The organism is Streptomyces sp. NWU339 (genome assembly GCF_003143855.1).
GTDB lineage: Bacteria > Actinomycetota > Actinomycetes > Streptomycetales > Streptomycetaceae > Streptomyces.
On the sequence record NZ_QFRK01000022.1, the window covers coordinates 17,114 to 42,084 of the forward strand.

General features: G+C 72.1%; 26 protein-coding genes and 1 pseudogene. 20 read left to right on the forward strand and 7 right to left on the reverse strand.

The features are described 5' to 3' along the window. The first annotated feature begins 34 nt into the window (after positions 1 to 34). The gene (gene dnaE, locus DIZ27_RS24170; protein WP_109380562.1) at positions 35 to 3,574 is read left to right on the forward strand and encodes a DNA polymerase III subunit alpha; all 3,540 of its coding nucleotides are present in this window, start codon (positions 35 to 37) and stop codon (positions 3,572 to 3,574) included. 159 nt (positions 3,575 to 3,733) lie between these two features. Here dnaE and DIZ27_RS45880 read toward each other — a convergent pair whose 3' ends face one another. Beyond that, on the reverse strand, positions 3,734 to 3,898 hold the full coding sequence (locus tag DIZ27_RS45880) for a hypothetical protein (protein WP_181383663.1): 165 nt from the start codon (positions 3,896 to 3,898) through the stop codon (positions 3,734 to 3,736). A gap of 222 nt (positions 3,899 to 4,120) precedes the next feature. Between DIZ27_RS45880 and DIZ27_RS24175 the strand changes: the two genes are divergently transcribed. The 4 genes from DIZ27_RS24175 (at position 4,121) to DIZ27_RS24190 (ending at position 8,244) form a co-directional block, all read left to right on the forward strand. Then, positions 4,121 to 5,323, forward strand: coding sequence for an NYN domain-containing protein (locus DIZ27_RS24175; RefSeq protein WP_109380563.1), 1,203 nt, complete (start codon positions 4,121 to 4,123; stop codon positions 5,321 to 5,323). A 200-nt stretch (positions 5,324 to 5,523) separates the two neighbouring features. Continuing rightward, positions 5,524 to 6,498 carry an ABC transporter ATP-binding protein gene (locus tag DIZ27_RS24180; protein WP_109380650.1) on the forward strand — a complete coding sequence of 325 codons (975 nt, stop codon included), beginning with the start codon at positions 5,524 to 5,526 and terminating at the stop codon, positions 6,496 to 6,498. Between the two features lie 134 nt (positions 6,499 to 6,632). Then, entirely contained in the window at positions 6,633 to 7,454 is an 822-nt protein-coding gene (locus tag DIZ27_RS24185; RefSeq protein ID WP_109380651.1) for an ABC transporter permease, read from the forward strand. A 34-nt stretch (positions 7,455 to 7,488) separates the two neighbouring features. Further along, a complete protein-coding gene (locus DIZ27_RS24190; protein WP_109380564.1) occupies positions 7,489 to 8,244 on the forward strand; it encodes an AAA family ATPase in 756 nt (251 codons plus the stop codon). A 340-nt stretch (positions 8,245 to 8,584) separates the two neighbouring features. Here DIZ27_RS24190 and ybaK read toward each other — a convergent pair whose 3' ends face one another. The 4 genes and pseudogenes from ybaK to DIZ27_RS24210 all read right to left on the reverse strand — a co-directional run bounded on the left by ybaK (position 8,585) and on the right by DIZ27_RS24210 (position 12,681). After that, positions 8,585 to 9,085 carry a Cys-tRNA(Pro) deacylase gene (gene ybaK / locus DIZ27_RS24195; RefSeq protein ID WP_109380565.1) on the reverse strand — a complete coding sequence of 167 codons (501 nt, stop codon included), beginning with the start codon at positions 9,083 to 9,085 and terminating at the stop codon, positions 8,585 to 8,587. A 40-nt stretch (positions 9,086 to 9,125) separates the two neighbouring features. Then, the gene (locus tag DIZ27_RS24200) at positions 9,126 to 9,866 is read right to left on the reverse strand and encodes an LON peptidase substrate-binding domain-containing protein (protein ID WP_109380566.1); all 741 of its coding nucleotides are present in this window, start codon (positions 9,864 to 9,866) and stop codon (positions 9,126 to 9,128) included. 11 nt (positions 9,867 to 9,877) lie between these two features. After that, positions 9,878 to 10,951: pseudogene (locus DIZ27_RS24205) on the reverse strand (hypothetical protein). Positions 10,952 to 11,103: 152 nt separating this feature from the next. Further along, positions 11,104 to 12,681, reverse strand: a complete 1,578-nt coding sequence (locus DIZ27_RS24210; protein ID WP_109380652.1) for an oxidoreductase — start codon at positions 12,679 to 12,681, stop codon at positions 11,104 to 11,106. Between the two features lie 237 nt (positions 12,682 to 12,918). Between DIZ27_RS24210 and hisD the strand changes: the two genes are divergently transcribed. Genes hisD through hisF form a run of 8 tightly spaced genes read left to right on the forward strand, consistent with a single transcriptional unit; the run spans position 12,919 to position 18,747 of the window. Further along, positions 12,919 to 14,259: a histidinol dehydrogenase gene (gene hisD, locus DIZ27_RS24215; protein WP_258308522.1), complete on the forward strand. Its 1,341-nt coding sequence runs from the start codon at positions 12,919 to 12,921 to the stop codon at positions 14,257 to 14,259. Next, complete coding sequence (locus tag DIZ27_RS24220) at positions 14,256 to 15,404, forward strand: histidinol-phosphate transaminase (RefSeq protein WP_109380567.1); 1,149 nt, start codon at positions 14,256 to 14,258, stop codon at positions 15,402 to 15,404. The genes hisD and DIZ27_RS24220 overlap by 4 nt, the downstream gene beginning before the upstream one ends. Then, the gene (gene hisB, locus DIZ27_RS24225; RefSeq protein ID WP_109380568.1) at positions 15,401 to 15,994 is read left to right on the forward strand and encodes an imidazoleglycerol-phosphate dehydratase HisB; all 594 of its coding nucleotides are present in this window, start codon (positions 15,401 to 15,403) and stop codon (positions 15,992 to 15,994) included. Before DIZ27_RS24220 ends, hisB begins: the two co-directional genes overlap by 4 nt. A gap of 2 nt (positions 15,995 to 15,996) precedes the next feature. After that, positions 15,997 to 16,155, forward strand: a complete 159-nt coding sequence (locus DIZ27_RS45885) for a hypothetical protein (RefSeq protein WP_181383664.1) — start codon at positions 15,997 to 15,999, stop codon at positions 16,153 to 16,155. A gap of 2 nt (positions 16,156 to 16,157) precedes the next feature. Further along, positions 16,158 to 16,799: an imidazole glycerol phosphate synthase subunit HisH gene (gene hisH, locus DIZ27_RS24230; protein ID WP_109380569.1), complete on the forward strand. Its 642-nt coding sequence runs from the start codon at positions 16,158 to 16,160 to the stop codon at positions 16,797 to 16,799. A 4-nt stretch (positions 16,800 to 16,803) separates the two neighbouring features. Further along, positions 16,804 to 17,526 (forward strand): bifunctional 1-(5-phosphoribosyl)-5-((5-phosphoribosylamino)methylideneamino)imidazole-4-carboxamide isomerase/phosphoribosylanthranilate isomerase PriA, encoded by a 723-nt coding sequence (gene priA / locus DIZ27_RS24235; protein ID WP_109380570.1) that lies wholly within the window; start codon positions 16,804 to 16,806, stop codon positions 17,524 to 17,526. A gap of 16 nt (positions 17,527 to 17,542) precedes the next feature. After that, complete coding sequence (locus tag DIZ27_RS24240; protein WP_109380571.1) at positions 17,543 to 17,974, forward strand: Rid family hydrolase; 432 nt, start codon at positions 17,543 to 17,545, stop codon at positions 17,972 to 17,974. Continuing rightward, on the forward strand, positions 17,971 to 18,747 hold the full coding sequence (hisF, locus tag DIZ27_RS24245; protein ID WP_109380572.1) for an imidazole glycerol phosphate synthase subunit HisF: 777 nt from the start codon (positions 17,971 to 17,973) through the stop codon (positions 18,745 to 18,747). Before DIZ27_RS24240 ends, hisF begins: the two co-directional genes overlap by 4 nt. 88 nt (positions 18,748 to 18,835) lie before the next feature. Here hisF and DIZ27_RS24250 read toward each other — a convergent pair whose 3' ends face one another. Together DIZ27_RS24250 and DIZ27_RS24255 are read right to left on the reverse strand one after the other, a co-directional pair. Beyond that, positions 18,836 to 19,234, reverse strand: a complete 399-nt coding sequence (locus DIZ27_RS24250) for a VOC family protein (RefSeq protein WP_109380573.1) — start codon at positions 19,232 to 19,234, stop codon at positions 18,836 to 18,838. 63 nt (positions 19,235 to 19,297) lie between these two features. After that, positions 19,298 to 19,933 (reverse strand): TIGR03085 family metal-binding protein, encoded by a 636-nt coding sequence (locus DIZ27_RS24255; protein WP_109380574.1) that lies wholly within the window; start codon positions 19,931 to 19,933, stop codon positions 19,298 to 19,300. Positions 19,934 to 20,094: 161 nt separating this feature from the next. Here DIZ27_RS24255 and hisI point away from each other — a divergent pair, with 161 nt between their 5' ends. From hisI to trpM, 7 genes are all read left to right on the forward strand, one after another. After that, positions 20,095 to 20,514, forward strand: a complete 420-nt coding sequence (gene hisI, locus DIZ27_RS24260; RefSeq protein WP_375232000.1) for a phosphoribosyl-AMP cyclohydrolase — start codon at positions 20,095 to 20,097, stop codon at positions 20,512 to 20,514. 11 nt (positions 20,515 to 20,525) lie between these two features. Beyond that, positions 20,526 to 22,043: an anthranilate synthase component I gene (locus DIZ27_RS24265; RefSeq protein ID WP_109380576.1), complete on the forward strand. Its 1,518-nt coding sequence runs from the start codon at positions 20,526 to 20,528 to the stop codon at positions 22,041 to 22,043. 62 nt (positions 22,044 to 22,105) lie between these two features. After that, positions 22,106 to 22,753 (forward strand): TIGR02234 family membrane protein, encoded by a 648-nt coding sequence (locus DIZ27_RS24270; RefSeq protein WP_109380577.1) that lies wholly within the window; start codon positions 22,106 to 22,108, stop codon positions 22,751 to 22,753. A gap of 145 nt (positions 22,754 to 22,898) precedes the next feature. Then, a complete protein-coding gene (locus DIZ27_RS24275; RefSeq protein ID WP_109380578.1) occupies positions 22,899 to 23,150 on the forward strand; it encodes an HGxxPAAW family protein in 252 nt (83 codons plus the stop codon). A gap of 79 nt (positions 23,151 to 23,229) precedes the next feature. Further along, positions 23,230 to 23,682 carry a DUF2752 domain-containing protein gene (locus tag DIZ27_RS24280; protein WP_109380579.1) on the forward strand — a complete coding sequence of 151 codons (453 nt, stop codon included), beginning with the start codon at positions 23,230 to 23,232 and terminating at the stop codon, positions 23,680 to 23,682. 180 nt (positions 23,683 to 23,862) lie between these two features. Continuing rightward, entirely contained in the window at positions 23,863 to 24,672 is an 810-nt protein-coding gene (gene trpC / locus DIZ27_RS24285) for an indole-3-glycerol phosphate synthase TrpC (RefSeq protein ID WP_109380580.1), read from the forward strand. Positions 24,673 to 24,693: 21 nt separating this feature from the next. After that, positions 24,694 to 24,945: a tryptophan biosynthesis modulator TrpM gene (gene trpM / locus DIZ27_RS24290; protein WP_109380581.1), complete on the forward strand. Its 252-nt coding sequence runs from the start codon at positions 24,694 to 24,696 to the stop codon at positions 24,943 to 24,945. Positions 24,946 to 24,971 lie beyond the last annotated feature (26 nt).

A 24,971-nucleotide genomic window follows, 5' to 3' on the forward strand; every position in this document is an offset into this window, starting at 1 on the left:
CCCGTCACCGCTCGTTCTCCTTGGAGGCCGCACCGTGCCGAAGTCGCCCTTCACGCACCTGCACGTCCACACCCAGTACTCGCTGCTGGACGGTGCCGCGCGGCTGAAGGACATGTTCAACGCCTGCAACGAGATGGGCATGAGCCACATCGCCATGTCCGACCACGGCAACCTGCACGGGGCGTACGACTTCTTCCACAGTGCGGAGAAGGCCGGAGTCACCCCGATCATCGGGATCGAGGCGTACGTCGCGCCCGAGTCGCGGCGCACCAAGCGCAAGGTCCAGTGGGGCCAGCCGCACCAGAAGCGGGACGACGTCTCCGGTTCCGGCGGTTACACCCACAAGACCATCTGGGCGGTCGACAGCACGGGTCTGCACAACCTCTTCCGGCTCTCCTCCGACGCGTACGCCGAGGGCTGGCTGCAGAAGTGGCCCCGGATGGACAAGGAGAGCATCGCCCAGTGGTCCACCGGGCTCGTCGCCTCCACCGGCTGCCCCTCCGGCGAGGTACAGACCCGGCTGCGCCTCGGCCACTTCGACGAGGCGCTCAAGGCGGCCGCCGACTACCAGGACATCTTCGGCAAGGACCGGTACTTCCTGGAGCTGATGGACCACGGCATCGACATCGAGCACCGGGTCCGCGACGGCCTCCTGGAGATCGGCAGGAAGCTCGGCATCCCGCCCCTGGTCACCAACGACTCGCACTACACGTACGCGCACGAGGCGACCGCCCACGACGCGCTGCTGTGCATCCAGACCGGCAAGAACCTCTCCGACCCCGACCGCTTCAGGTTCGACGGCACCGGCTACTACCTCAAGTCCACCGAGGAGATGTACGCCATCGACTCCTCCGACGCCTGGCAGCAGGGCTGCGACAACACCAGGCTGATCGCCGAGATGGTCGACACCACGGGCATGTTCGAGAAGCGCGACCTGATGCCCAAGTTCGACATTCCGGAGGGGTACACCGAGGTCAGCTGGTTCCGCGAGGAGACCATGCGCGGCATGCACCGCCGCTTCCCGGGCGGCATCCCGGACGACCGCATGAAGCAGGTCGAGTACGAGATGGACACCATCATCTCGATGGGCTTCCCCGGGTACTTCCTCGTCGTCGCCGACTTCATCATGTGGGCCAAGAAGCAGGGCATCGCGGTCGGCCCCGGCCGTGGCTCCGCCGCCGGCTCGATCGTCGCCTACGCCCTCGGCATCACCGACCTCGACCCGATCCCGCACGGCCTGATCTTCGAGCGGTTCCTCAACCCCGAGCGCATCTCCATGCCCGACGTCGACATCGACTTCGACGAGCGCAGGCGCGTCGAGGTGATCCGGTACGTGACGGAGAAGTACGGCGCCGACAAGGTCGCCATGATCGGCACCTACGGCAAGATCAAGGCGAAGAACGCCATCAAGGACTCCGCGCGCGTGCTGGGCTACCCGTACGCCATGGGCGACCGGCTCACCAAGGCCATGCCCGCCGACGTCCTCGGCAAGGGCATCGACCTCGACGGCATCACCAACCCCTCGCACCCGCGTTACAACGAGGCCGGCGAGATCCGCGCGATGTACGAGAACGAGCCGGACGTGAAGAAGGTCATCGACACCGCCAAGGGCGTCGAGGGCCTGGTCCGGCAGATGGGCGTGCACGCGGCCGGCGTGATCATGTCCAGCGAACCCATCGTCGACCACGCCCCGATCTGGGTGCGGCACACCGACGGCGTGACCATCACACAGTGGGACTACCCCCAGTGCGAGTCGCTCGGCCTCCTGAAGATGGACTTCCTGGGCCTGCGCAACCTCACCATCATGGACGACGCCATCAAGATGGTGAAGGCCAACAAGGGCATCGACCTGGAGATGCTCGCCCTGCCGCTGGACGACCCCAAGACCTTCGAACTGCTCTGCCGCGGTGACACCCTCGGTGTCTTCCAGTTCGACGGCGGCCCGATGCGCTCGCTGCTCCGCCAGATGCAGCCCGACAACTTCGAGGACATCTCCGCCGTCTCGGCCCTCTACCGGCCGGGCCCGATGGGCATGAACTCGCACATCAACTACGCGGAGCGCAAGAACGGCCGCCAGGAGATCACGCCGATCCACAAGGAACTGGAGGAGCCGCTCCAGGAGGTGCTGTCGGTCACCTACGGCCTGATCGTCTATCAGGAGCAGGTGCAGAAGGCCGCCCAGATCATCGCGGGCTACTCGCTCGGCGAGGCCGACATCCTCCGCCGCGTGATGGGCAAGAAGAAGCCGGAGGAGCTGGAGAAGAACTTCGTCATCTTCCAGGCCGGCGCCCGCAAGAACGGCTACAGCGACGAAGCCATCCAGGCCCTCTGGGACGTGCTGGTGCCCTTCGCCGGCTACGCCTTCAACAAGGCGCACTCCGCCGCGTACGGACTGGTCTCGTACTGGACCGCCTACCTCAAGGCCAACCACCCCGCCGAGTACATGGCCGCGCTGCTCACCTCGGTCAAGGACGACAAGGACAAGTCGGCCGTCTACCTCAACGAGTGCCGCCGCATGGGCATCAGGGTGCTCCCGCCGAACGTCAACGAGTCCGAGTCGAACTTCGCCGCGCAGGGCGACGACGTGATCCTCTTCGGCCTGTCCGCGGTCCGCAACGTCGGCACCAACGTCGTCGAGTCGATCATCAAGAGCCGCAAGGCCAAGGGGAAGTACACCTCGTTCCCGGACTACCTCGACAAGGTCGAGGCGGTCGTCTGCAACAAGCGGACCACGGAGTCGCTGATCAAGGCGGGCGCCTTCGACTCCATGGGGCACACCCGCAAGGGCCTCACGGCCCAGTACGAACCGATGATCGACAACGTGGTCGCGGTCAAGCGCAAGGAGGCCGAGGGACAGTTCGACCTCTTCGGCGGCATGGGCGAGCAGGAGACCAGCGAGCCCGGCTTCGGCCTCGACGTCACCTTCACCGACGACGAGTGGGAGAAGACCTACCTGCTCGCGCAGGAGCGGGAGATGCTCGGCCTGTACGTCTCCGACCACCCGTTGTTCGGACTGGAGCACGTCCTGTCCGACAAGGCCGACGCGGGCATCTCCCAGCTCACCGGCGGCGACTTCGGCGACGGCGCGGTGGTCACCATCGGCGGCATCATCTCGGGCCTCCAGCGCAAGATGACCAAGCAGGGCAACGCCTGGGCGATCGCCACGGTGGAGGACCTCGCCGGTTCCCTCGAGTGCATGTTCTTCCCCGCGACCTACCAGCTCGTCTCGACCCAACTCGTCGAGGACGCCGTGGTGTTCGTCAAGGGCCGCCTCGACAAGCGCGAGGACGTGCCGCGCCTGGTCGCCATGGAACTCCAGGTGCCCGACCTGTCCAACGCGGGCACCAACGCGCCCGTCGTGCTCACCATCCCGGCCACCAGGGTCACCCCGCCGATGGTCAGCCGCCTCGGCGAGATCCTCGGCCATCACAAGGGCGACAGCGAGGTCCGCATCAGGCTCCAGGGGCCGACGAAGACGACGGTGCTGCGCCTGGACCGGCACCGGGTCAAGCCGGACCCCGCCCTGTTCGGCGACCTCAAGGTCCTCCTCGGCCCGTCCTGCCTGGCGGGCTAGGGGCCAGTACCCCGGGGGGCCTCCGGGCCGGCGCGCGCCGGGTCGGTCGGCCGACGTGTGTGAGGAGATGCCCAAGACGTAAGAGGGGCGCGCCCGGTGACGGGCGCGCCCCTCTGCATGTACCGTGCGCGGGGCGCTCAACGGCCCCTCGCGCGGGTGTCAGTTGTGGCCGAAGCGCTTCTGCCGGCCTTTGCGGGCGACGTCGTCGGGAGTGATCTGCGGGCCGTGCTGCTCGGTCTGCGGCTCCGCAGCAGACGGCTGGGTCGCCTGCTGGGTGCGCGCGGCCGGCTGCTGCTTCCGTTCACGGTTCTTGTTCTTGGCCATGGTGATGCCTCCTGTGGGGGATCTAGGGGCCAGGGCCGGGACCAGACTCACATAGCCGAATGATGGTCGCATGTCGGACAATTACCGTGTGTGACAGGGTGAGTGGGCGAAGGAAGTGTGGAAACGCCACGCCGAAGATCGAGTTCGGACCGTTAACCCCGGCACGGTCGGGCAGACTCGAAGCAAGCCCGAAGCAAACCTCCCGGAAAGAGGGTGGATCGCGTGGACCGCTGCATCGTCCTGGTGGACGCCGGGTATCTGCTGGGGGCCGCCGCCAGTCTCCTCGCCGGGGAGCCCTCGCGGTCCCGCATCACCGTCGATCACGCCGCCCTCATCCAGGGGCTGCGCGACCGCGCCGAGTCCGATACGAGTCAGCCCCTGCTGCGGATCTACTGGTTCGACGGCGCCCCCGACCGCGTGCCGCAGCCCGAGCACCGCCGGCTGCGGGTGATGCCCAGGGTCACCGTTCGGCTCGGAGCCCTCACGCGCAGTGACGGCCGTTGGGCGCAGAAGGGCGTGGACGCCGCCATGCACGCCGAGTTGACCGAGCTGGCCCGCAACCGCGCCTGTTCCGACATCGTCCTGGTCACGGGCGACGGCGACCTGCTGCCCGGCATGATGGCGGCCAAGGAGCACGGCGTCGCCGTCCACCTGTGGGCCGTACAGGCTGCCGACGGCGACTACAACCAGTCCGAGGACCTGGTCGCCGAGGCCGACGAACGCCGGGTGCTGGACCGTGCGTGGATCACCAAGGCGGTGCGGGCCAAGGACTTCTCCGGGGTGTGCGCCCCGCCGCCCCCCGCCCGTCCCGACATCGCCGCGATCCTCTCCGCCCCGCTGCCGGAGTCCGCGCCGGCTGCCGAGCAGCCCGAGCAGGAACCCCCGCATCCGGTCGGCGCCGGGCACAACGGCACCGGCGAGCGGTCGCCCGCCACCAAGGGCGTACCCACCCCCAAGGATCTGGCGGCCCTCCGCGGCCCCAGTGCCACGCCCCCTCACCAGCCGCAGTCCGCCACCCTGCGCTGGTCCTCCGACAAGGGCTGGGTCGACCGGTCCGTCACCGAGCCCGGCGACGTCGCCTCGTTGCCGACGCTCGCCCAGCTGACCTCCGCGGAGCAGCGGTGGGCCGACCGCGAGGAGGACATCACCACGGTCGGCGGGGACCCCTTCGAGGTGGGGCAGGTCTTCGCCCGCCGCTGGGTGGACCGGCTCGGGGACCAGAGCGGCATCCAGCGACTGTCCGCCATGTACCCCCGCATCCCGCACCGTGTCGACGGCGAGCTGCTGCGCTATGCCGCCCGCTTCGGCCTGCTCGCCCACAAGGACGACCAGATCGACGAACGCGACCGGTACGCCATCCGCGCGGGCTTCTGGCGCGAGCTGGACCTGCGCACGGGGACGGAGCGCGCCGCGGCCGCGGAGTGACCGAGGGCCCGCCCGGTGTCCGCGCCGCCGCGCGACGGCGGCCCTTTGCGGCGGGTCCGGCGGGTGCGGCGGGTTTGTCGTTCTACCGGTGGTTTTGGGGCGGTCGGCCGACCCGGAAGCGGGCCCGGGCCGCGGACCCCGTAGTCTCGTCCCTTGTGAGCACGCGCGCGGTACACGCATTCCGGCACGATGGCGACATCGTGTGCGCGGTGCGCGGGCTGACCAAGACGTATCCGGCGGCCCGCGGGCGCCGCGGAGTCCCGGCGACCCCCGAGGTCCGGGCCACCGACGACGTGACGCTCGACGTCCGGCGCGGTGAGATCTTCGGGCTGCTCGGGCCGAACGGGGCCGGCAAGTCCACCCTGGTACGACAGCTCACCGGTCTGATGCGGCCCGACCACGGCAGCGTGCGGATCCTCGGCCACGACATCGTGCGCCACCCCGAGCGCGCCGCGCGGATCCTCGCCTACCTCGGGCAGGAGTCCACCGCGCTCGACGAGCTGACGGTCTCGCTCGCCGTCGAGACCACCGCGCGGCTGCGCGGCCTCGACGCGAAGCGGGCTCGTACGGACCGGGACGCCGTCCTCGACGAACTGGGGCTCACCCCGATCGCCGGGCGCCCCCTGAAGAAGCTGTCCGGCGGTCAGCGCCGGCTGGCCTGCTTCGCCACCGCGCTGGTGGGGGAGCGTCCGCTGCTCGTGCTCGACGAACCCACCTCCGGGATGGACCCGGTGGCGCGGCGCGCCGTGTGGTCCGCCGTCGACCGGCGCCGGGTCGAGCACGGCACCACCGTGCTGCTGGTCACCCACAACGTCATCGAGGCCGAGACCGTCCTCGACCGGGTCGCCGTCCTCGACCGGGGCCGGGTGATCGCCTGCGACAGCCCGGCCGGACTGAAGGAGCGGGTCGCGGGCGAGGTACGGGTCGACCTGGTGTGGCGCGAGGCGGCCCCGCTGCACGTGCCCGAGGTGGCCGCGCTCGTGGACCGCGCCGTCGAGTCGGGCCGCCGCTGGACGCTGCGGCTCGCGCCCGAGGAGGCCCGTACGGTCGTCGCCACCGTCACCGGCGGCGCCGCCTTCGCCGCGCTGGACGACTTCACGCTCGCCACGCCCAGTCTGGAGGACGTGTACCTGGCGCTGGGCGGTGCCGTGCGGCAGGGACTGGTGAAGGCGTGAGCGACGGCGGGGCGCTGAGCGCACCGGGCGCCGTGTCCGTACGGAACAGGGCGACTGCCGGAGTGGGTGCGAGTGGATCTCCGGCCGAACCTCCGGGGGAACCTCCGTTGGAATGGGAAGGGGAGCAGCGCGACGTGAGTGTCGTACCCGCCGATGTCCTGCCGGGCGGTGCCCTGGCCGCGGAGGAGGCCGTGCCGGAGCCGGCCGTGCTCGGGCCGCGGGCGCGACTGTGGCCCTCACTGGCGGCCGTGTACCGGGCGCAGCTGTCCCGGGCGCGGGTGGCGCGGATCCCGCTGCTGTTCGTGGCGACCTTCCAGTCCGTCGGGATCATGATCCTGATGCGCGGGGTCGTGGACGGCGGCGGTGAGGCGCGGGCGGTGGTCGCCGGATCGTCCGTCCTGGTCGTCGCCTTCGTCGCGCTCAACCTGCTCGCGCAGTACTTCGGGCAGCTGCGGGCCGGCGGCGGCCTCGACCACTACGCGACCCTGCCCGTCCCGCCGGCGGCGGTGGTGCTGGGGGCCGCCGGCGCCTACGCCTCGTTCACCGTGCCGGGGACCGTGGTGACCGCGGCCTTCGGATGTGTGCTGTTCGGGCTGCCGCTGACGCATCTGTGGGTGCTGGCCGCGGTGATCCCGCTCTCGGGAGCCGCGCTCGCCGGGCTGGGGGCCGCGCTGGGGCTGCTCGCACCGCGGGCCGAGTTCGCCACGCTCCTCGGCCAGCTGGGCATGTCGGCGGCCCTGCTGCTGGGCGTGCTGCCGGCGGAGCGGATGCCGGAGGTGGTACGCCTGGCCCGGGATCTGCTGCCGTCGACGTACGGCGTCGAGGCCCTCGCGCGGACCTTCGCGCCGCATCCCGACTGGGCCCTGGTCCTGGGCGATCTCGCCGTGTGCGGGGTGGTCGGTGTGCTCTCGCTGGCCGTGGCGACCTGGGCGTACCGCAGGGCCGCTGTCCGGTGACGCGCCGCACAGCCGGGCCTGGCACGATGTCAGGGTGAGCGCACCTCTGACACCACCACCGCCTCCGCATGAACGTTCCTTGCACGGCGGGTGGCAGCCGCCGTCCGCCGGCCAGGTGGCCGCCGCGTCCGCGGACGGGCCCACCGGTCCCGGCCACACCGGGTCCACCGGGTCCGCCGGTCACGGTGGCCACACCGGCTACGGCTGGTACGAACAGGACGGCCCCGGGATGAGGACGGAACTGCGCGAGGCCGCCGTGACCGCGGTGGCGGTGGCGCTCGGCGGGGTGCTGCTCGGCGTGCTGTGGTGGTGGCTGGCGCCGCGCGTGCCGCTGACGGGCGACGTCGTGGGCGACAACTGGGTCGTCTACCTCAAGGACACCGAAGGTGAGCAGGCCATCGGGGTGGACGGGACGTTCACACTGCTCGCCCTGGGGCTCGGCGCGGTGAGCGCGCTCGCCGTGTTCCTGGTGCGGCGGCGCGGGGGCGTGCCGCTGGTGGTGGCGCTCGGGGTCGGCGGGCTGCTCGGGTCGTTGCTGGCGTGGCGGCTCGGGGTGTGGCTCGGGCCCACGCAGGACGTCGTCGCCCACGCGAAGGACGTGGGCAGGGGGGTGACGTTCGACGCGCCGCTGAAGCTGAACGCCAAAGGAGCGCTGCTGGCCTGGCCGCTCGCCGGGCTGGTCGTCCACCTGGGCCTGACCGCGCTCTTCGGCCCCCGTGACCCCGACCCCTTCCCGCCGGTGGACCCCTACGTCCCACAGCGACCGGCCGACGGGGCCCCGGGGGCGTAGCGCCCCGGCGGGCGACGTCCGCCCCGTCGCGACGCCCGGCACGCGCCCCCGAGCTCTCGGCTCCTCCCCCGAGTTCTCGGCTCCGCTCGAACAGGGGGGACCCCCATGAACAGGGGGCCCCATGAACAGGGGGACCCCCATGAGGCCGCTCCTTGACGGGCGGACGTCGCCCGCCGGGGCACCGGCTCCGCGGTGGGCCGGGGCGGGGCGTGCGGGGGTTCGGTTCAAGCGGGGCGCCTGCCGTGGTTCGCGCGGCCTTTCCTGGTGCGCCACTTGCGTTTGCGGGTTCTCTTCGACATGCCTCTTCTGACTAACCGAAGAAGTGGGGCTCGTCGAGGGCTCAGACACGCCCGATCGGGGCGAGTACCGCCGCGGTCAGCTCGGCCAGGTCGCCCGGGGCGAGCTCGACCTCCAGGCCGCGGCGGCCGGCCGAGACACAGATCGTCTCGTGCAGGCCGGCCGAGTCGTCCAGCACCGTGCGGAGCCTCTTGCGCTGGCCCAGGGGCGAGATGCCGCCGCGGACGTAGCCCGTGGTGCGTTCCGCGAGGGCGGGGTCGGCCATCGCGGCCCGCTTGCCGCCGACCGCCGCCGCCAGGCCCTTCAGGTCCAGCTGCCCCGCCACCGGGACCACCGCCACCGTCAGCGCGCCGTCGACGTCCGCCACCAGCGTCTTGAAGACGCGGTCCGGGGAGACGCCCATCGCCTCGGCCGCCTCCTCGCCGTAGGACGGGTGCGCGGGGTCGTGGTCGTAGGAGTGGACCGTGAACGGCACCCCCGCCGCGGTGAGTGCCACCGTCGCGGGCGTACCGCCCGGCTGCTGCTTCTTGGACTTCTTCGCCATTCCTGCCCCTGCCCCTGGCCCTGCCGCTGCCTCTGTTGCCTCAGTTGAGATTCGTCGGTCCGCGGGTGAGCTCCGCCGCGGGCAACGACGGCAGGTGGCGGATGATGGCCGTCTCCGTGCGCAGGAGCCTCAGCTCGTCGCGGAGCCGGGACGCCGTGTCCGGTGCCTGCAGCAGGCGCTGCTTCGTCGGCGTGTCGAGCATCATCGCGGCGGCGACCAGATACGACACCACCCCCGGCTCGTCCGGCAGTTCCGCGCCGGTCGCCAGCGACCGCTCCCGCGCCCCCGCCAGCCGCTTCTGGTACTGGCGGAACGCCCGCAGCACCCCCTCCGCGAGCGCCCCCGCCTCCTCGCCGGGCTCCTCGGCCACCGGTTCCAGCTCGGCCGTCAGGAACGGTCCGGAGGCGTCGACCGACAGCAGGCGCATCCGGGTCGTCCCCGTCGCCAGCACCTCGAAGGTGCCGTCGGACCGCTCCCGGATCGTGGCCGCGTCGGCCACACAGCCCACCTTGTGGAAGGCCCGCAGCGGGTCCGGACCGAAGCCCGCCGCCGGGCCCCGCTCGGGTACGGCCGTCGGGTCGGGCATGCCGGGGACGCTCGGGGCGACCTCGTGGCCGTCGCGGATCGTCACGACGACGAACCGGCGCGGCTCGTCCTCGGGGGTCTTCAGAAGCTCGCGCATCATGGCGCGATAGCGCTCCTCGAAGATGTTGAGCGGAAGCACGAGCCCCGGGAACAGCACCGAGTTCAGGGGGAAGAGCGGGAGCCGGACGGTGGTCACGACGCAAAAGCCTAATGGTCGCCGAAGCGGACCCGGCCGCCCCGTTCATTCTGTGGATGCCCGGAGCCCGGTGCGAAGGCGCCGGAGGGGGTGACGGCGGGACCGGCGGCCACCGCCGCGTACACGTCCCGGCGCACCTCCAGGAACCGGCCGAGGGGATCGTCCGCGTCCCGGTCCCAGGGCGAGGAGGTGGCGTACGGGCCGGTGAGGCGCAGTTGCTCCAGGGCGTCCGGTCATCGCTCCAGGCGCAGGAGGACGTAGACCAGCAGGTTGCGCAGCTCGGCCGACCGGGGGTGGGCCGCCGGAAGCCGGGCGGACAGGGACGCGGCGCGGTCGGCCGCCGCCTCGAGCCGGGCGCGCGGCACCTCGGGACCGCAGCCGTCGGTGAGGTAACCGAAGGCCGCCCACAGCGGCAGCGCCTGCGTGAGCGAGCCCTCCGGCGCGTCCTGCGCGGCCTGGTCGGCGAAGTCGAAGCACTCGCGGTGCGCGCCGTGCCAGGAGGACGCCAGGTAGCGCAGGGCCGCCACATGGCAGCCGTAGTGGTGCGGGGCGCGGCGGACCGCCGCCTCCCACAGCTCCTGGAAGTACCGGTGTCCGGCGCGTGCGCCGCGGGCGTGGTCCAGGGCGAGCCGCCACGGCACGGGGTCGCGGTGGTCGGCCCGGGCGGCTGCCGTGATCAGCGGGCTCACCTCGCGCAGCGCTTCGGTACGGGCCGGTGAGTCCCAGGCGCGGTGCACCGCCCGCTGGGCGTCCACGAGCAGCCCGTCGGGGTCGTGCGGGTCGCGGGCACGCCAGGTGTCCAGCCACTCGGGGCGCGAGAGCGCGAAGGCCGCGAGCTTCCGCACCTTCCGGTCGCGGTGCTCCCAGGCCCCGCTGTGCCGGGTGGCGGCGAGCAGTTCGGCGGCGGGCGCGGGATCGCCGGCGGCGGCCCCGACCAGTGCCGGACCCAGCTCCTCGTCGGGCGCGTCGAGGAGCACCTCGTCGTCGGCGGGCAGCGCAGGGGCGATGGGCGAGGCGGTGCCCGTCTTTCCTCGCACCCGGGACGCGCGGGTGAACGCATACAGCAGAGCCATGGTGTCGACCATTGAAAGACCGCAGGTCACAGCAGCGCCAGACCCTTCATGGAAGTCGCGGAAAGTTGTACGCCAACCGGTCAAGGCCGGGTAAAAAGCCCTGGGCCCGCCGGGACTGCCGGAGCCGCGGGGAGTGCTGTCGGGACTGCGCCGGGCAAGGCCGGTCAGAGGCGGCGCAGGGTTCGGGTGGCCCCCGCCGCCACCGTTGTGGCGAGGATCCAGCCCAGCAGGATGAACGCCGCCGCGAGCCACTGCCAGCCGCCGCGCAGCTGCCAGAACCCCACCTGGCCCAGGTCGATCACCGGCAGCAGCAGGTCCAGGGCGAAAAGGGCGGGATTCCACGTCGGATGCTCGCCGTCCTTGATGGGCGGATGGTGCGCGTGTGCGAACGCCAGTGAGCCACCCGCCCACAGCACCGCCATCCACACCGCGGCCCGCCCCGGCCGGTAGCCGTAGGCGACCGTCCAGTCCTGTGCGTAGCCCCACAGCTTGGCCGCCACCGGCAGGCTCTCGCGGCGCCTGCGCTGCTTGGCGAGCAGCACCTCGCGGGCGTCCTCGTCCTCGCCGCCCGCCCGCAGCACGGCGGCCAGCCGCTCGTACGGCTCCGGGGTGTACTCGGCGCTCGCCGCGGCCACCCACTCCAGCCGCTCCGCCAGCGAGAACGGCCCGCGCGGCACGAGGGTCTCGTAGACGAAGCCGCCCATGTGCAGCCGGCCGGGCCCCGGCCAGCTGTCCGCCCGGTCCACCAGATTGACCACCCGCGCTCCCGACAGCGTCACCCGCCCGCGGGCCGGCCGCTCCCCGAGGAACCGCAGCTCCGGCGTCTGCACCCGGCGCAGCGACAGCTCCTGGTCGTCGGTCAGGGTGAACCGGGCCCGCTCGAAGTCGACCGCGTCCCCGAACCGCCCGTCGTCCAGCCGCACCCCGCCCCGGCACTCGAACCGCTGTATCCGCGTCCCGCGCGCCGGTGTCATCCCGCTCCTCGCCTGGGAACCGACCCCGGCGGGCGTCAGATACAGCGACCGCTCGACGGTCAGCTGGGGCGCGTTCAGCGCGAGCCGGGCGGACGGATTGTCCAGCAGGGCCCCGCGCAGACTCAGCGAGACACCTATCTGCGCGGTCCGCAGGCTCAGTTCGCCGTGCGACTCCAGCAGCTCGGCCTGGAGGTCCTGGCCGACGGTCATGCCGTCCGCGGCGATCGAGCGGCCGCTGCGGTCGCGGTGCACGATCGCCTGGTTGAGCAGCAGATCCGTACCGATCTGGGCATCGGTCAGCCGTATGCCGCCCGGGAACCGGCAGCGCGGCAGATGCAGATCGCCCTCCGTCTGCAACCGGGCCGCCTCCAGACGCGGCACCGAGCAGTCCACCAGCCGCATCGTGGTGAACCGGGCCTCCGGCAGCAGCACGTCCCGCTCGAAGCGGCAGTCGCGCATCTCGACGTACGGCGCCACCGTGCCGCCCGCGAGGTCCAGCACACCGCTGATCCGCACTCCGACCAGCTTCAGTGAGGAGACCCGCCCGGCCAGCGGGGGCGGTCCGTCCAGCAGGAGCCAGCACACGACACGGGCCCGCACGGTCCGCTCGGGCCCCCACGGGTGCCCTCCGTGCGGATCGTCGACGACGCCGTCCCCGCTGCTCAGGTCGTACACGCTGCCGTTGCGGAAGGCCTGCCACATGCCCGCCTCCACGGCGGTCAGGTCGTCCGGCGGCTCCCCGGCGCGCGGCCCCGCCCCCTCGGTCACGTCCTTCACCCTTTCTCGAGTATTTCCTCGGATCTCTCCTCGGACTCTTTCCTCGGATACTTGCGAGTTCGTCTCTTCGCACAACTCGTACAACAGGTCATGCCCACCCGGTGACCTTTCGAACACAGAAAGTAAGAAGGCTCTTCCCGGCGTGCACAATGCGTCACCAGGAGGGACTCGTATCAGCCACTGGAACGCTCGCACGGCGTCCGGCGCGGGTCTGAGAGAATTGACCCCGTGCTGCAAGATTCCTTCCTGGCCCGAATCGATCTGCGCGGCGACGCCCTCCCCGAGGGCCCCGCCCTGCGCGCCCTGCTGCCCCGAGCCGACTTCGACGTCGCGGCCGCCCTGGAGAAGGTGCGGCCCATCTGCGAGGACGTGCATCATCGGGGCGACGCGGCGCTGATCGACTTCACCGAGCGGTTCGACGGCGTGCGTCTGGAGTCCGTCCGGGTGCCGGCGCGGGCCCTCGCCGACGCGCTGGAGCAGCTGGACCCGGCCGTGCGCGCGGCCCTCGAGGAGTCCATCCGCCGCGCCCGCCTCGTCCACCGCGCACAGCGCCGCACCACCCACACCACCCAGGTCGTGCCCGGCGGCACGGTCACCGAGAAGTGGGTGCCCGTCGACCGCGTGGGCCTGTACGCGCCCGGCGGCCGGTCCGTCTACCCGTCCTCCGTGATCATGAACGCCGTCCCGGCCCAGGAGGCCGGCGTCGAGTCGATCGCGCTGGCCTCGCCGGCCCAGAAGGAGTTCGGCGGCCTGCCGCACCCGACGATCCTCGCCGCGTGCGCGCTGCTCGGCGTCGACGAGGTGTACGCCGCGGGCGGCGCCACCGCCGTCGCGATGTTCGCCCACGGCACCGAGTCCTGCCCGCCCGCCACCATGGTCACCGGCCCCGGCAACATCTGGGTCGCCGCCGCCAAGCGCTACTTCACCGGCAAGATCGGCATCGACGCCGAGGCCGGCCCGACCGAGATCGCGATCCTCGCCGACGCCACGGCCGACCCGGTGCACGTCGCCTCCGACCTGATCAGCCAGGCCGAGCACGACCCGCTGGCCGCCGCCGTCCTCGTCACCGACTCCGCGGACCTCGCGGACGCGGTGGAGAAGGAACTGGAGCCGCAGGTCAAGGCCACCAAGCACATCGAGGACCGGATCGTACCGGCGCTCGCCGGCCGGCAGTCCGCGATCGTGCTGGTCGACGGCCTCGACGAGGGCCTGCGCGTGGTCGACGCCTACGGCGCCGAGCACCTGGAGATCCAGACCGCCGACGCCGCCGCGCTCGCCGACCGGGTGCGCAACGCCGGCGCGATCTTCGTCGGCCCCTGGTCCCCCGTCTCCCTGGGCGACTACGCGGCCGGCTCCAACCACGTCCTGCCCACCGGCGGCTGCGCCTGCCACTCCTCGGGCCTGTCCGTCCAGTCCTTCCTGCGCGGCATCCACATCGTCGACTACACCGAGGACGCGCTGGCCGACGTCGCGCACCACGTGGTCACGCTGGCCGAGGCGGAGGACCTGCCCGCGCACGGCGCGGCGATCAAGGCGAGGTTCGGCTGGAAGGTGCCCGAGAGCAAGTGAACGAAACGAACGTCACCATCGACGACCTCCCCGTACGGGACGAGCTGCGCGGCAAGTCCCCCTACGGCGCGCCCCAGCTGGACGTCCCCGTACGGCTGAACACCAACGAGAACCCCTACCCGCTGCCCGAGCCGCTCGTCGAGCGGATCGCCGAGCGGGTCCGCGAGGCCGCCCGGCACCTCAACCGCTACCCCGACCGGGACGCGGTCGAGCTGCGCACCAGGCTGGCCGAGTACCTGACGAAGACCGGCTCGCACCCCGTCGACGTCCAGAACGTCTGGGCGGCCAACGGCTCCAACGAGGTCATCCAGCAACTGCTGCAGACCTTCGGCGGGCCCGGCCGCAGGGCGATCGGCTTCGAGCCGTCGTACTCGATGCACGGACTCATCGCGCGCGGCACCGGCACCGAATGGATCTCCGAACCCCGGGGCGAAGACTTCACCGTCGACGTGCCCGCCGCCGAGAAGGCGATCGCCGAGCACCGCCCGGACGTCGTCTTCGTCACCACCCCCAACAACCCCACCGGCAACGCGGTCCCGGCCGAGACGGTCCTCGCGCTGTACGAGGCCGCCCAGGCGGCCAAGCCGTCGATGGTGGTCGTGGACGAGGCGTACGTCGAGTTCAGCCACGGCGACTCGCTGCTGCCGCTGCTCGAGGGACGCCCGAACCTCGTCGTCTCCCGCACCATGTCGAAGGCGTTCGGCGCGGCGGGCCTGCGTCTGGGCTACCTCGCCGCGCATCCGGCGGTCGTGGACGCCGTGCAGCTCGTCCGGCTGCCCTACCACCTGTCGGCGATCACCCAGGCGACCGCACTGGCCGCCCTGGAGCACACCGACACGCTGCTGCAGTACGTCGAGCAGCTGAAGCGGGAGCGGGACCGGCTGGTCACCGAACTGCGCGGCCTCGGCTACGACGTGACCGCGTCCGACGCGAACTTCGTCCAGTTCGGCACGTTCGCGGACGCCCACGTGGTCTGGCAGAAGATCCTCGACCGGGGCGTCCTGGTCCGGGACAACGGCGTACCGGGACGGCTGCGGGTCACCGCGGGCACCCCGGCCGAGAACGACGCGTTCCTCGACGCGGTCCGTGAACTGGTCAGTTACGTGGGGGCCACCCCCACACCCCCTAAGGAGCAGAGCGCATGAGCCGCGTAGGACGCGTGCAGCGGACGACGAAGGAGACGTCGGTCCTCGTCGAGATCGACCTCGACGGCACCGGAAAGACGGAGATCTCCACCGGGGTCGGCTTCTACGACCACATGCTCGACCAGATCGGCCGGCACGGTCTGTTCGACCTGACCGTGAAGACCGAGGGCGACCTGCACATCGACTCCCACCACACCATCGAGGACACCGCCCTCGCCCTCGGTGCCGCCTTCAAGCAGGCGCTCGGCGACAAGACGGGCATCTACCGCTTCGGCAACTGCACGGTCCCCCTGGACGAGTCCCTCGCCCAGGTCACCGTCGACCTGTCCGGCCGCCCCTACCTCGTGCACACCGAGCCCGAGAAGATGGCGCCGATGATCGGCGAGTACGACACCACGATGACCCGGCACATCCTGGAGTCCTTCGTCGCCCAGGCCCAGGTCGCCCTGCACGTGCACGTGCCCTACGGGCGCAACGCGCACCACATCGTGGAGTGCCAGTTCAAGGCGCTGGCCCGAGCCCTGCGGTACGCGTCCGAACGCGACCCCCGCGCGGCGGGCATCCTGCCCTCCACGAAGGGCGCCCTGTAAGCATGAACGGCCTGTCCACCGCCCTGATCGTCGTCGGCCTGTTCTTCGTCGGCGGGGTCGTCTCGTTCATCAGGCAGAAGATGCCCAAGGGTGTCGTCGTGGTGCTCGCGATCGGCGCCGCGATGTGTCTGACCGCCGGCGTCCTCCGGCTGGAGGTGTGACCGTGAGCGCCACCAAGCGGGTCGTGGTCTTCGACTACGGCTTCGGCAACGTCCGCTCCGCCGAACGCGCCCTCGCACGTGCGGGCGCCGACGTGGAGATCACCCGCGACTTCGACACGGCGATGAACGCCGACGGCCTGCTCGTCCCCGGCGTCGGCGCCTTCGCCGCCTGCATGAAGGGCCTCAGGGAGGCCAGGGGCGACTGGATCATCGACCGCCGGCTGTCCGGCGGCCGGCCCGTGATGGGCATCTGCGTCGGCATGCAGATCCTGTTCGCGCGGGGCATCGAACACGGCGTCGAGACCGAGGGCATGGACGAGTGGCCCGGCTCGGTCGAGCCGCTGCGGGCCGACATCGTGCCCCACATGGGCTGGAACACCGTGGACGTGCCGGCCGGCTCCGAGCTGTTCGCCGGCCTGGACGCGGACGCCCGCTTCTACTTCGTGCACTCCTACGCCGTCCACGACTGGACCCTCCCGGCGGACAACCCGGTGATGCGGGCGCCGACGGTCACCTGGTCCACGCACGGCGAACCGTTCGTCGCCGCAGTGGAGAACGGTGCCCTGTGGGCGACGCAGTTCCACCCCGAGAAGTCCGGCGACGCCGGCGCCCAGCTCCTCACCAACTGGATCGGAACCCTGTAGCGACATGGCCAAGCTCGAACTCCTCCCCGCCGTCGACGTCCGCGACGGCCAGGCCGTCCGCCTCGTGCACGGCGAGTCCGGCACCGAGACCTCCTACGGATCCCCCCTGGAGGCCGCGCTCGCCTGGCAGCGCTCGGGTGCCGAGTGGCTGCACCTGGTCGACCTGGACGCCGCGTTCGGCACCGGCGACAACCGCGAGCTGATCGCCGAGGTCGCCCGCGCCATGGACATCAAGGTGGAACTGTCCGGAGGCATCCGCGACGACGCCTCCCTGGCCGCCGCCCTGGCCACCGGCTGCACCCGCGTGAACCTCGGCACCGCCGCCCTGGAGACCCCCGAATGGGTCGCCAAGGTCATCGCCGAGCACGGCGACAAGATCGCCGTCGGCCTCGACGTGCGCGGCACCACCCTCCGCGGACGCGGCTGGACCCGGGACGGCGGCGACCTCTACGAGACGCTGGAGCGCCTCAACAAGGAGGGCTGCGCGCGGTACGTCGTCACCGACATCGCCAAGGACGGCACCCTCCAGGGCCCGAACCTGGAGCTGCTGAAGAACGTCTGCGCCGCCACCGACCGCCCCGTGGTGGCCTCCGGCGGCGTGTCCTCGCTGGACGACCTGCGGGCCATCGCCGAGCTCGTCCCGCTCGGCGTCGAGGGCTCCATCGTGGGCAAGGCCCTGTACGCGAAGGCGTTCACCCTGGAAGAGGCCCTGGAGGCCACCTCGTGAAGAAGGACGCGGTGCGATGACGGCCGAAGCCGTACGGCGCGTGCGGGGCGAGAGCCCCTGGGAGGACTCCTTCGGCTGCGCACGCGCCGTCGCGGCGGGCGACCGCGTCCTGGTGGGCGGCACCACCGCGTTCAAGGGCGACGTGCTGTACGGGGAGGGCGACCCGTACGAACAGGCCAGGGTCGCCTTCGGCACCGCCCTGGAGGCGATCGCCGAGTTCGGGCTCGGCGTCGACTCCGTGATCCGCACGCGCGTGCACATCGCGCACTCGCGGGACATCGACGCGGTGGGCCGCGCCCACAAAGAGCTGTTCGACCCGGTGCGCCCGGTGACCAGCCTCCTGGTGGTGGAGGGCTTCATGGACTCGCGCGTACTGGTGTCGGTCGAAGTGGAAGCATTCCGAGGACATCAGAGGCACTCGGCGGACATAGAGGAGCACGGTTCATGACCCTGGCGGTCCGAGTCATCCCCTGCCTGGACGTGGACGGCGGCCGGGTCGTCAAGGGCGTCAACTTCCAGAACCTGCGGGACGCGGGCGACCCCGTCGAGATGGCCAAGGTGTACGACACCGAGGGCGCCGACGAACTGACGTTCCTGGACATCACCGCCTCGTCGGGCAACCGCGAGACGACCTACGACGTGGTGCGCCGCACCGCCGAGCAGGTGTTCATCCCGCTGACCGTGGGCGGCGGCGTCCGCACCGTCGAGGACGTGGACAAGCTGCTGCGGGCGGGCGCCGACAAGGTCGGCGTCAACACCGCGGCGATCGCCCGCCCGGACCTCATCCGGGAGATCGCCGAACGCTTCGGCCGCCAGGTCCTCGTCCTGTCGGTCGACGCCCGCCGCACCGGGTCCACCGAGTCCGGTGAGTCCGGCGGTTCCTTCGAGGTCACCACGCACGGCGGCCGCCGGGGCACCGGCATCGACGCCGTGGAGTGGGCGCACCGGGCCGCGGAGCTGGGCGCGGGCGAGATCCTGCTCAACTCCATGGACGCGGACGGCACCAAGGACGGCTACGACCTGGAGATGATCGCCGCCGTCCGCAAGCACGTCACCGTTCCGGTGATCGCCTCGGGCGGCGCCGGCCGGCTCACCGACTTCCCGCCCGCGGTCGCCGCGGGCGCCGACGCGGTCCTCGCCGCCTCGGTGTTCCACTTCGGCGACCTGCGCATCGGCCAGGTGAAGCAGACCCTGCGGGAAGCGGGCCACCCGGTCCGGTGACACTCCGCCCCGTAAGACAGTTGGCCCCGGCCCTCTCGAGAGGGCCGGGGCCAACTGTCTTACGGGCAAACGCATGCGCCGCCGACGCTCAGTCCTTGGGCTGGGAGAGCTGGATCAGGTTGCCCACCGTGTCGTCCAGGAGGGCGGTGATCACCGGGCCCTGCTCCTGCGGCTCCTGCACGAAGATCACGCCCTCGCCGCGCAGCCGCTCGTACTCCGCGCGGAGGTCCGCCACGGAGAACACCATGGCGGGCAGGCCCGCCTCACGCACCGCCCTGCGGTACGGCTCCGCGATGGGCCCCTGGCCGGGCTCCAGCAGCAGCTCCAGGTCCCGCTGGGCGCCCTGGGGAGCCCCGACCGTGATGAACAGTGTGCCGCCGCCCAGGTCCATCCGGGTACGGGTCTCGAAGCCGAGCACATCGGTGTAGAACGCGTGCGCCTTCGCGACGTCGTCGACATACACGCTGGTCATGGCGACCTTGATCATGGGACTTCTTCTTCCGATCTCTCAGGTGCCTCAGATCTACCAGATCTCCAGGGGAACGAAGTCTCAGATCCCGAGCTGTTTGGACTCGTTCAGCTTCGTGATCGCGTCCGCGTCGCCCTCCATCTCGACCTTGGCGGCGCCGTGCCGCCCGTAGGCGAACAGCACCAGCTCCGACGGCTCGCCGGTCACCGTGACCACGGGCGTGCCGCGGTGGGCCACCGCGGTCTGGCCGTCCGGACGGCGCAGCACCAGGCCCGTGGGGACGCCGCGGCCCATCAGCCGGGCGCTGCGCTCCAGCCGGGACCACAGGGCGTCCTGGAACACCGGGTCCAGCTCACGCGGCGTCCATTCGGGCTGGGCGCGGCGCAGGTCCTCCGTATGGACGTAGAACTCGACGATGTTCGACAGTTCGTCGACCTGCTTGAGGTTGAAGGGCGAGAAGCGCGGCGGGCCGGTACGGATCAGCTGGATCAGCTCCTCGTACGGCTTGGCGGTGAACTCCGCCATCACCCGCTCCAGACGCGGCGCGAGCTGCTTGACCAGGATGCCGCCGGCGGCGTCGGGGCGGCGCTCGCGCACCACCACGTGCGCGGCGAGATCACGGGCGCGCCAGCCCTCGCAGAGAGTGGGGGCCTCCGGGCCCGCCGTCTCCAGCAGATCGGCCAGGAGAAGTCGTTCACGCTTGGCATGGGTCGACATGGGGTCAGCCTACGGTGACCTGCCCGGTCCGCCCACCCGTCACCCGACCTCCACCCCCCAACGAGGCGCATCGCGCCGCCCCTTCCTCGGCCCGTCACCCGACCACCACCCCCCTTCCAGTCGGTGGACGGGACCCGGGCGCGCCCGTCCCGCGCGGCACAATGGTTCCCATGACCAGTAGTACGTCCCGGCCCGGCCGCCTCGACCCGCGGATCGCCGCACGGCTCAAGCGCAGCCCCGACGGCCTCCTGCCCGCCATCGCCCAGCAGTACGACACCCAGGAGGTGCTGATGCTGGGCTGGATGGACGACGAGGCGCTGCACCGCACACTGACCACCGGCCGCTGCACCTACTGGTCGCGCAGCCGCCAGGAGTACTGGGTCAAGGGGGACACCTCCGGACACGTCCAGCACGTGAAGTCCGTCGCCCTGGACTGCGACGCCGACACCCTCCTGGTCAAGGTCGACCAGGTCGGCGCCGCCTGCCACACCGGCGCCCGCACCTGCTTCGACGCCGACGTGCTGCTCACCGACAGCCACCCGGACGGCGCCGGTGCCGGCGTGCCCGTCTCGGATCAGTAAGGTCGGCCGGCATGGACCTCGAGACGTTCCGCAAGCTCGCCACCGACCGCCGGGTCATCCCGGTCACCCGCAAGCTCCTCGTTGACGGCGACACCCCCGTCGGCCTCTACCGCAAGCTCGCCGCCGAGCGCCCCGGCACCTTCCTGCTCGAGTCCGCCGAGAACGGACGCCCTGCGTTTCCATGGTCTCGGTACTCCTTCGTCGGCGTCCGCAGCGCCGCCACCCTCACCGAGCGCGCCGGACAGGCGCACTGGGAGGGCACCCCGCCCGTCGGAGTGCCGGCCGAGGGCGACCCGCTCGCCGCGCTGCGCGCCACGCTCGAAACCCTGCACACCCCGCGCGACCTCGCCCACGACCTCGGCCTGCCGCCCTTCACCGGCGGCATGGTCGGCTACCTCGGCTACGACATCGTGCGCAGGCTGGAGAAGATCGGCCCCGGCGAGCGGGACGATCTGCGACTGCCCGAACTGACCATGCTGCTCACCAGCGACCTCGCCGTCATGGATCACTGGGAGGGCTCCGTCTGGCTGATCGCCAACGCGATCAACCACAACGACCTGGACACCGGCGTCGACGAGGCCCACGCCGACGCCGTGGCCCGCCTGGACGCCATGGAGGCCGACCTCACCCGCGCGGTGGCCCAGCCCCCGGCCGTCCTCCCGCCCTCCGAGCTCCCCGACCACACCGCGCTGTGGGGCGGCCCCGACTTCCGCGCGGCCGTCGAGGACATCAAGGAACGCATCCGCGCGGGGGAGGCCTTCCAGGTCGTCCCCTCCCAGCGGTTCGAGACCCCGTGCACGGCGAGTGCCCTGGACGTCTACCGGGTGCTGCGGGCCACCAACCCTTCGCCCTACATGTACCTGTTCCGGTTCCCCCACGGGGACGGCGAGGCCTTCGACGTGGTCGGATCGTCCCCCGAAGCACTCGTGAAGGTCGACGACGGGCAGGCGATGGTCCACCCCATCGCCGGCACCCGGCCCCGCGGCGCCACCCCGCAGGAGGACCAGGCCCTCGCTGAGGAACTGCTCGCCGACCCCAAGGAGCGCGCCGAGCACCTCATGCTCGTCGACCTGGGCCGCAACGACCTCGGACGGGTCTGCGAGCCCGGTTCCGTCGAGGTCGTCGACTTCATGTCCGTCGAGCGGTACTCGCACGTCATGCACATCGTCTCGACGGTCACCGGCCGGGTCGCGGCCGGCCGTTCCGCCTTCGACGTGCTCACCGCCTGCTTCCCGGCCGGCACCCTCTCCGGTGCGCCCAAGCCCCGGGCCATGCAGATCATCGACGAACTCGAGCCGTCCCGGCGCGGGCTGTACGGCGGCTGCGTCGGCTATCTGGACTTCGCGGGCGACTCCGACACCGCCATCGCGATCCGCACCGCGCTGCTGCGCGGGGGCACCGCGTACGTCCAGGCGGGCGCCGGAATCGTCGCCGACTCCGACCCGGTGGCCGAGGACGTCGAGTGCCGCAACAAGGCGGCCGCGGTGCTGCGCGCCGTGCACACGGCGAACCGGCTGGGCACGGTGTGAGCCGGTGCGGGACGGGTCCGGGATGAGCCCCGGGTGACGGTTCGCGCCCGGGTCACGCGATAGTGGAGTACGTGACTGCTGTACCTCCCCCCCGTTCCCCTCGTTCCGAGGCTGCCGGTCCCGCCCGCGCCGGCCGCCTCAGTCTCGCCGTCGCCCTGCTGTGCGGGGCCCTGGGCGCGGCCGTGACCCTGCTCGCCACCCGGCAGCAGTGGTCCCGGGGCACCGCCACGGTGGCCGGCGGCGCCTTTCCCCTGACCGCCAACGGCAGTGACGTCACCGGCGTCCCCGCCGCCCTCGCCGTGGTGGGCCTGGCCGCGCTCGTCGCCGTCTTCGCCGTCCGGCGGACCGGCCGCCTCGCCGTCGCCGCGCTGCTCGCCCTGTCCGGGGCGGGCATCGTCACGGCCGCCCTGCTCGGTGCCTCCGACAGCTCCGCGCTCGACGACAAGGCCGCCGAGGTCTCCGGCGACACCTCCGCCACGGTGGCGGCCCTCAGCCACACGGCCTGGCCCTACGTCGCGGCCGTGGGCGGTCTGCTGCTCCTGCTGGCCGGCGCGCTCGCCCTGCGCTACGGCAGGCTGTGGCCCGCGATGTCCGGTCGCTACGAGCGCGGCGGCGCCCCCCGGCCGCGCCGCGCGGCCGCCGCCGATCCCGACCGGCCCGAGGAGCTGTGGAAGGCCCTCGACCGCGGGGAGGACCCGACCGGGACCTGAACCGGGCCGCACCGCGGCCCGGTCGGGCGCCGGACGGCGTGTGTGCCGCGCGGAGGAGCACCCCCGCTGACGGCACGCGCGCGGGTGCGGGACAATGAGTCCGAGCGTCCTGCTCAGACAAGTACACGGCAACGAGGAGCAAGCAATGGCGGGCAGCAGCCACGGTCACACCCCGGCCGCCTGGACCGGTGTCATCATCGCCTTCATCGGTTTCTGCGTCGCGAGCCTGTTCATGGTGGTGAGCTCGCCGGTCGGCTTCTGGGCGGGCATCGGCATCGCGCTGCTCGGCGGGGCCGTCGGCGGGATCATGAGCAAGATGGGCATGGGCAAGCCGGAGCACGTCCACCCCCTGAACCAGGCCGGCGGCGACCGCGAGCCGGCCCGCGCCCAGAGCTGAACGCCAGGGAGCACTCCGGAACAGGGGCGGTCGGCACGCGGGTGCCGCGACCGCCCCTGACGCGTGCGCGCGGGGCACAATGCACCCTGTGAACGCCGTCAGCCCCCGCACGCCCGGCACGCCCCGTGCGCCCCGCGGCAGGGCCGCACGACTGGCCCTCCCCGCCGGAGTGCTCGCCGCCGTCGCCGCAGCCTTCGCCTACGTCGGAGCGGTGGACCCCAACGAACCCGGCCACTACCCCGCCTGCCCGCTGCTGCGCTTCACCGGCCTGTACTGCCCCGGCTGCGGCGGGCTGCGCAGCGCCCACGCCGTCGTCCACGGCGACCTCCTGACGGCCCTCCAGGCCAACGCGCCCGCCGTCCTCGGCTACGCGGCCCTCGCCGTGCTCTGGACCGCGTGGGTGGCCCGCGCGGCACGCGGCAAGCCCCTGCGCATCGACCCCCCACCCGCACTCCTGTGGTCCCTGGGGGCGTTGGTGCTGGTCTTCACGGTTGTCCGGAACCTGCCGTTCGGTGGCTGGCTACACCCTTGATCGACTGGTGAACGTCCAGCTAGTGGGACCGCCGTCCACCGGATGCGAGGGGTACGCCCCGCTGCGGATACCATCGCAGTGACCACCGGTTTCGTCCGGCGACCCGACCACGAGGGCGGGGACGCCCCGGGACGGAAGCGAACGCACTGAAGACGGACCGTCTGGAAGGGGGCCTCTCGCGTGAGTGTGCTCGACGAGATCATCGACGGAGTCCGTGCCGACCTCGCGGAGCGGCAGGCGCGGGTGAGCCTCGACGAGCTCAAGGAGCGCGTGGCCAAGGCACCCCCGGCCAAGGACGGCGCGGCCGCCCTGCGGGGCGAGGGCGTCAAGGTGATCTGCGAGGTCAAGCGCTCCAGCCCGTCCAAGGGCGCGCTCGCCGCGATCGCCGACCCGGCCGGACTCGCCGCCGACTACGAGGCGGGCGGCGCGGCCGTCATCTCCGTCCTCACCGAACAGCGCCGCTTCGGCGGCTCGCTGGCCGACCTGGAGGCGGTCCGCGCGCGCGTGGACATCCCCGTCCTGCGCAAGGACTTCATCGTCACCTCGTACCAGCTCTGGGAGGCGCGGGCGCACGGCGCCGACCTCGCGCTGCTCATCGTCGCCGCCCTCGACCAGCCGGCCCTGGAGTCGCTGATCGAGCGCGCCGAGTCCATCGGGCTCACCCCGCTGGTCGAGGCGCACGACGAGGAGGAGGCCGAGCGCGCGATCGACGCGGGCGCCAAGGTCATCGGCATCAACGCGCGCAACCTCAAGACCCTCGAGGTCGACCGCGGCACCTTCGAGCGGATCGCCCCCGAGCTCCCGGACCACCTCGTCAAGGTCGCCGAGTCCGGCGTCCGGGGCCCGCACGACCTGATCGCCTACGCCAACGCCGGCGCCGACGCCGTCCTGGTCGGCGAGTCCCTGGTCACCGGCCGCGACCCGAAGACGGCGGTCGCCGACCTGGTGGCGGCGGGCGAGCACCCGGCGCTGCGGCACGGCCGCGGCTGACCCCCGGTAGGCTTGGCTCCGATGACGCTCCCGATCACCCTGGCCGCCAGGGACCCGTACGCGCGCCTCGCCCGCGGCTGCCGCCCGCGCGGCTGCCGCGCGCCCGCGCGCCGGGTCCACGGGCGCCGGGTCCGGTACGTGATCGGTGACGAGCCGGGTCAGGTCAACGGCATGCGATGGCAGCGCCCCTTCCAGGGGCGCGGGACTGTGCCTGACCACGTGCGGCTCCGTCGCGCGGACGCGACGAGCCGTCCACGGCCCGCAGTGGCCTGACACCCCCGCCCCCACGGCGATCAGTG

Excerpts from the sequence above, each read along its gene's own strand:
- hisB (WP_109380568.1), top strand. The coding sequence starts at position 15,401 with ATGAGCCGCGTAGGACGCGTGCAGCGGACGACGAAGGAGACGTCGGTC.
- trpM (WP_109380581.1), top strand. The coding sequence starts at position 24,694 with ATGACGCTCCCGATCACCCTGGCCGCCAGGGACCCGTACGCGCGCCTC.
- DIZ27_RS45880 (WP_181383663.1), bottom strand. The coding sequence starts at position 3,898 with ATGGCCAAGAACAAGAACCGTGAACGGAAGCAGCAGCCGGCCGCGCGC.
- DIZ27_RS24265 (WP_109380576.1), top strand. The coding sequence starts at position 20,526 with ATGGACCTCGAGACGTTCCGCAAGCTCGCCACCGACCGCCGGGTCATC.
- priA (WP_109380570.1), top strand. The coding sequence starts at position 16,804 with ATGGCCAAGCTCGAACTCCTCCCCGCCGTCGACGTCCGCGACGGCCAG.
- DIZ27_RS24280 (WP_109380579.1), top strand. The coding sequence starts at position 23,230 with ATGCACCCTGTGAACGCCGTCAGCCCCCGCACGCCCGGCACGCCCCGT.
- DIZ27_RS45885 (WP_181383664.1), top strand. The coding sequence starts at position 15,997 with ATGAACGGCCTGTCCACCGCCCTGATCGTCGTCGGCCTGTTCTTCGTC.
- hisF (WP_109380572.1), top strand. The coding sequence starts at position 17,971 with ATGACCCTGGCGGTCCGAGTCATCCCCTGCCTGGACGTGGACGGCGGC.
- ybaK (WP_109380565.1), bottom strand. The coding sequence starts at position 9,085 with ATGGCGAAGAAGTCCAAGAAGCAGCAGCCGGGCGGTACGCCCGCGACG.
- DIZ27_RS24240 (WP_109380571.1), top strand. The coding sequence starts at position 17,543 with ATGACGGCCGAAGCCGTACGGCGCGTGCGGGGCGAGAGCCCCTGGGAG.
- DIZ27_RS24250 (WP_109380573.1), bottom strand. The coding sequence starts at position 19,234 with ATGATCAAGGTCGCCATGACCAGCGTGTATGTCGACGACGTCGCGAAG.
- hisI (WP_375232000.1), top strand. The coding sequence starts at position 20,095 with ATGGTTCCCATGACCAGTAGTACGTCCCGGCCCGGCCGCCTCGACCCG.
- DIZ27_RS24275 (WP_109380578.1), top strand. The coding sequence starts at position 22,899 with ATGGCGGGCAGCAGCCACGGTCACACCCCGGCCGCCTGGACCGGTGTC.
- DIZ27_RS24255 (WP_109380574.1), bottom strand. The coding sequence starts at position 19,933 with ATGTCGACCCATGCCAAGCGTGAACGACTTCTCCTGGCCGATCTGCTG.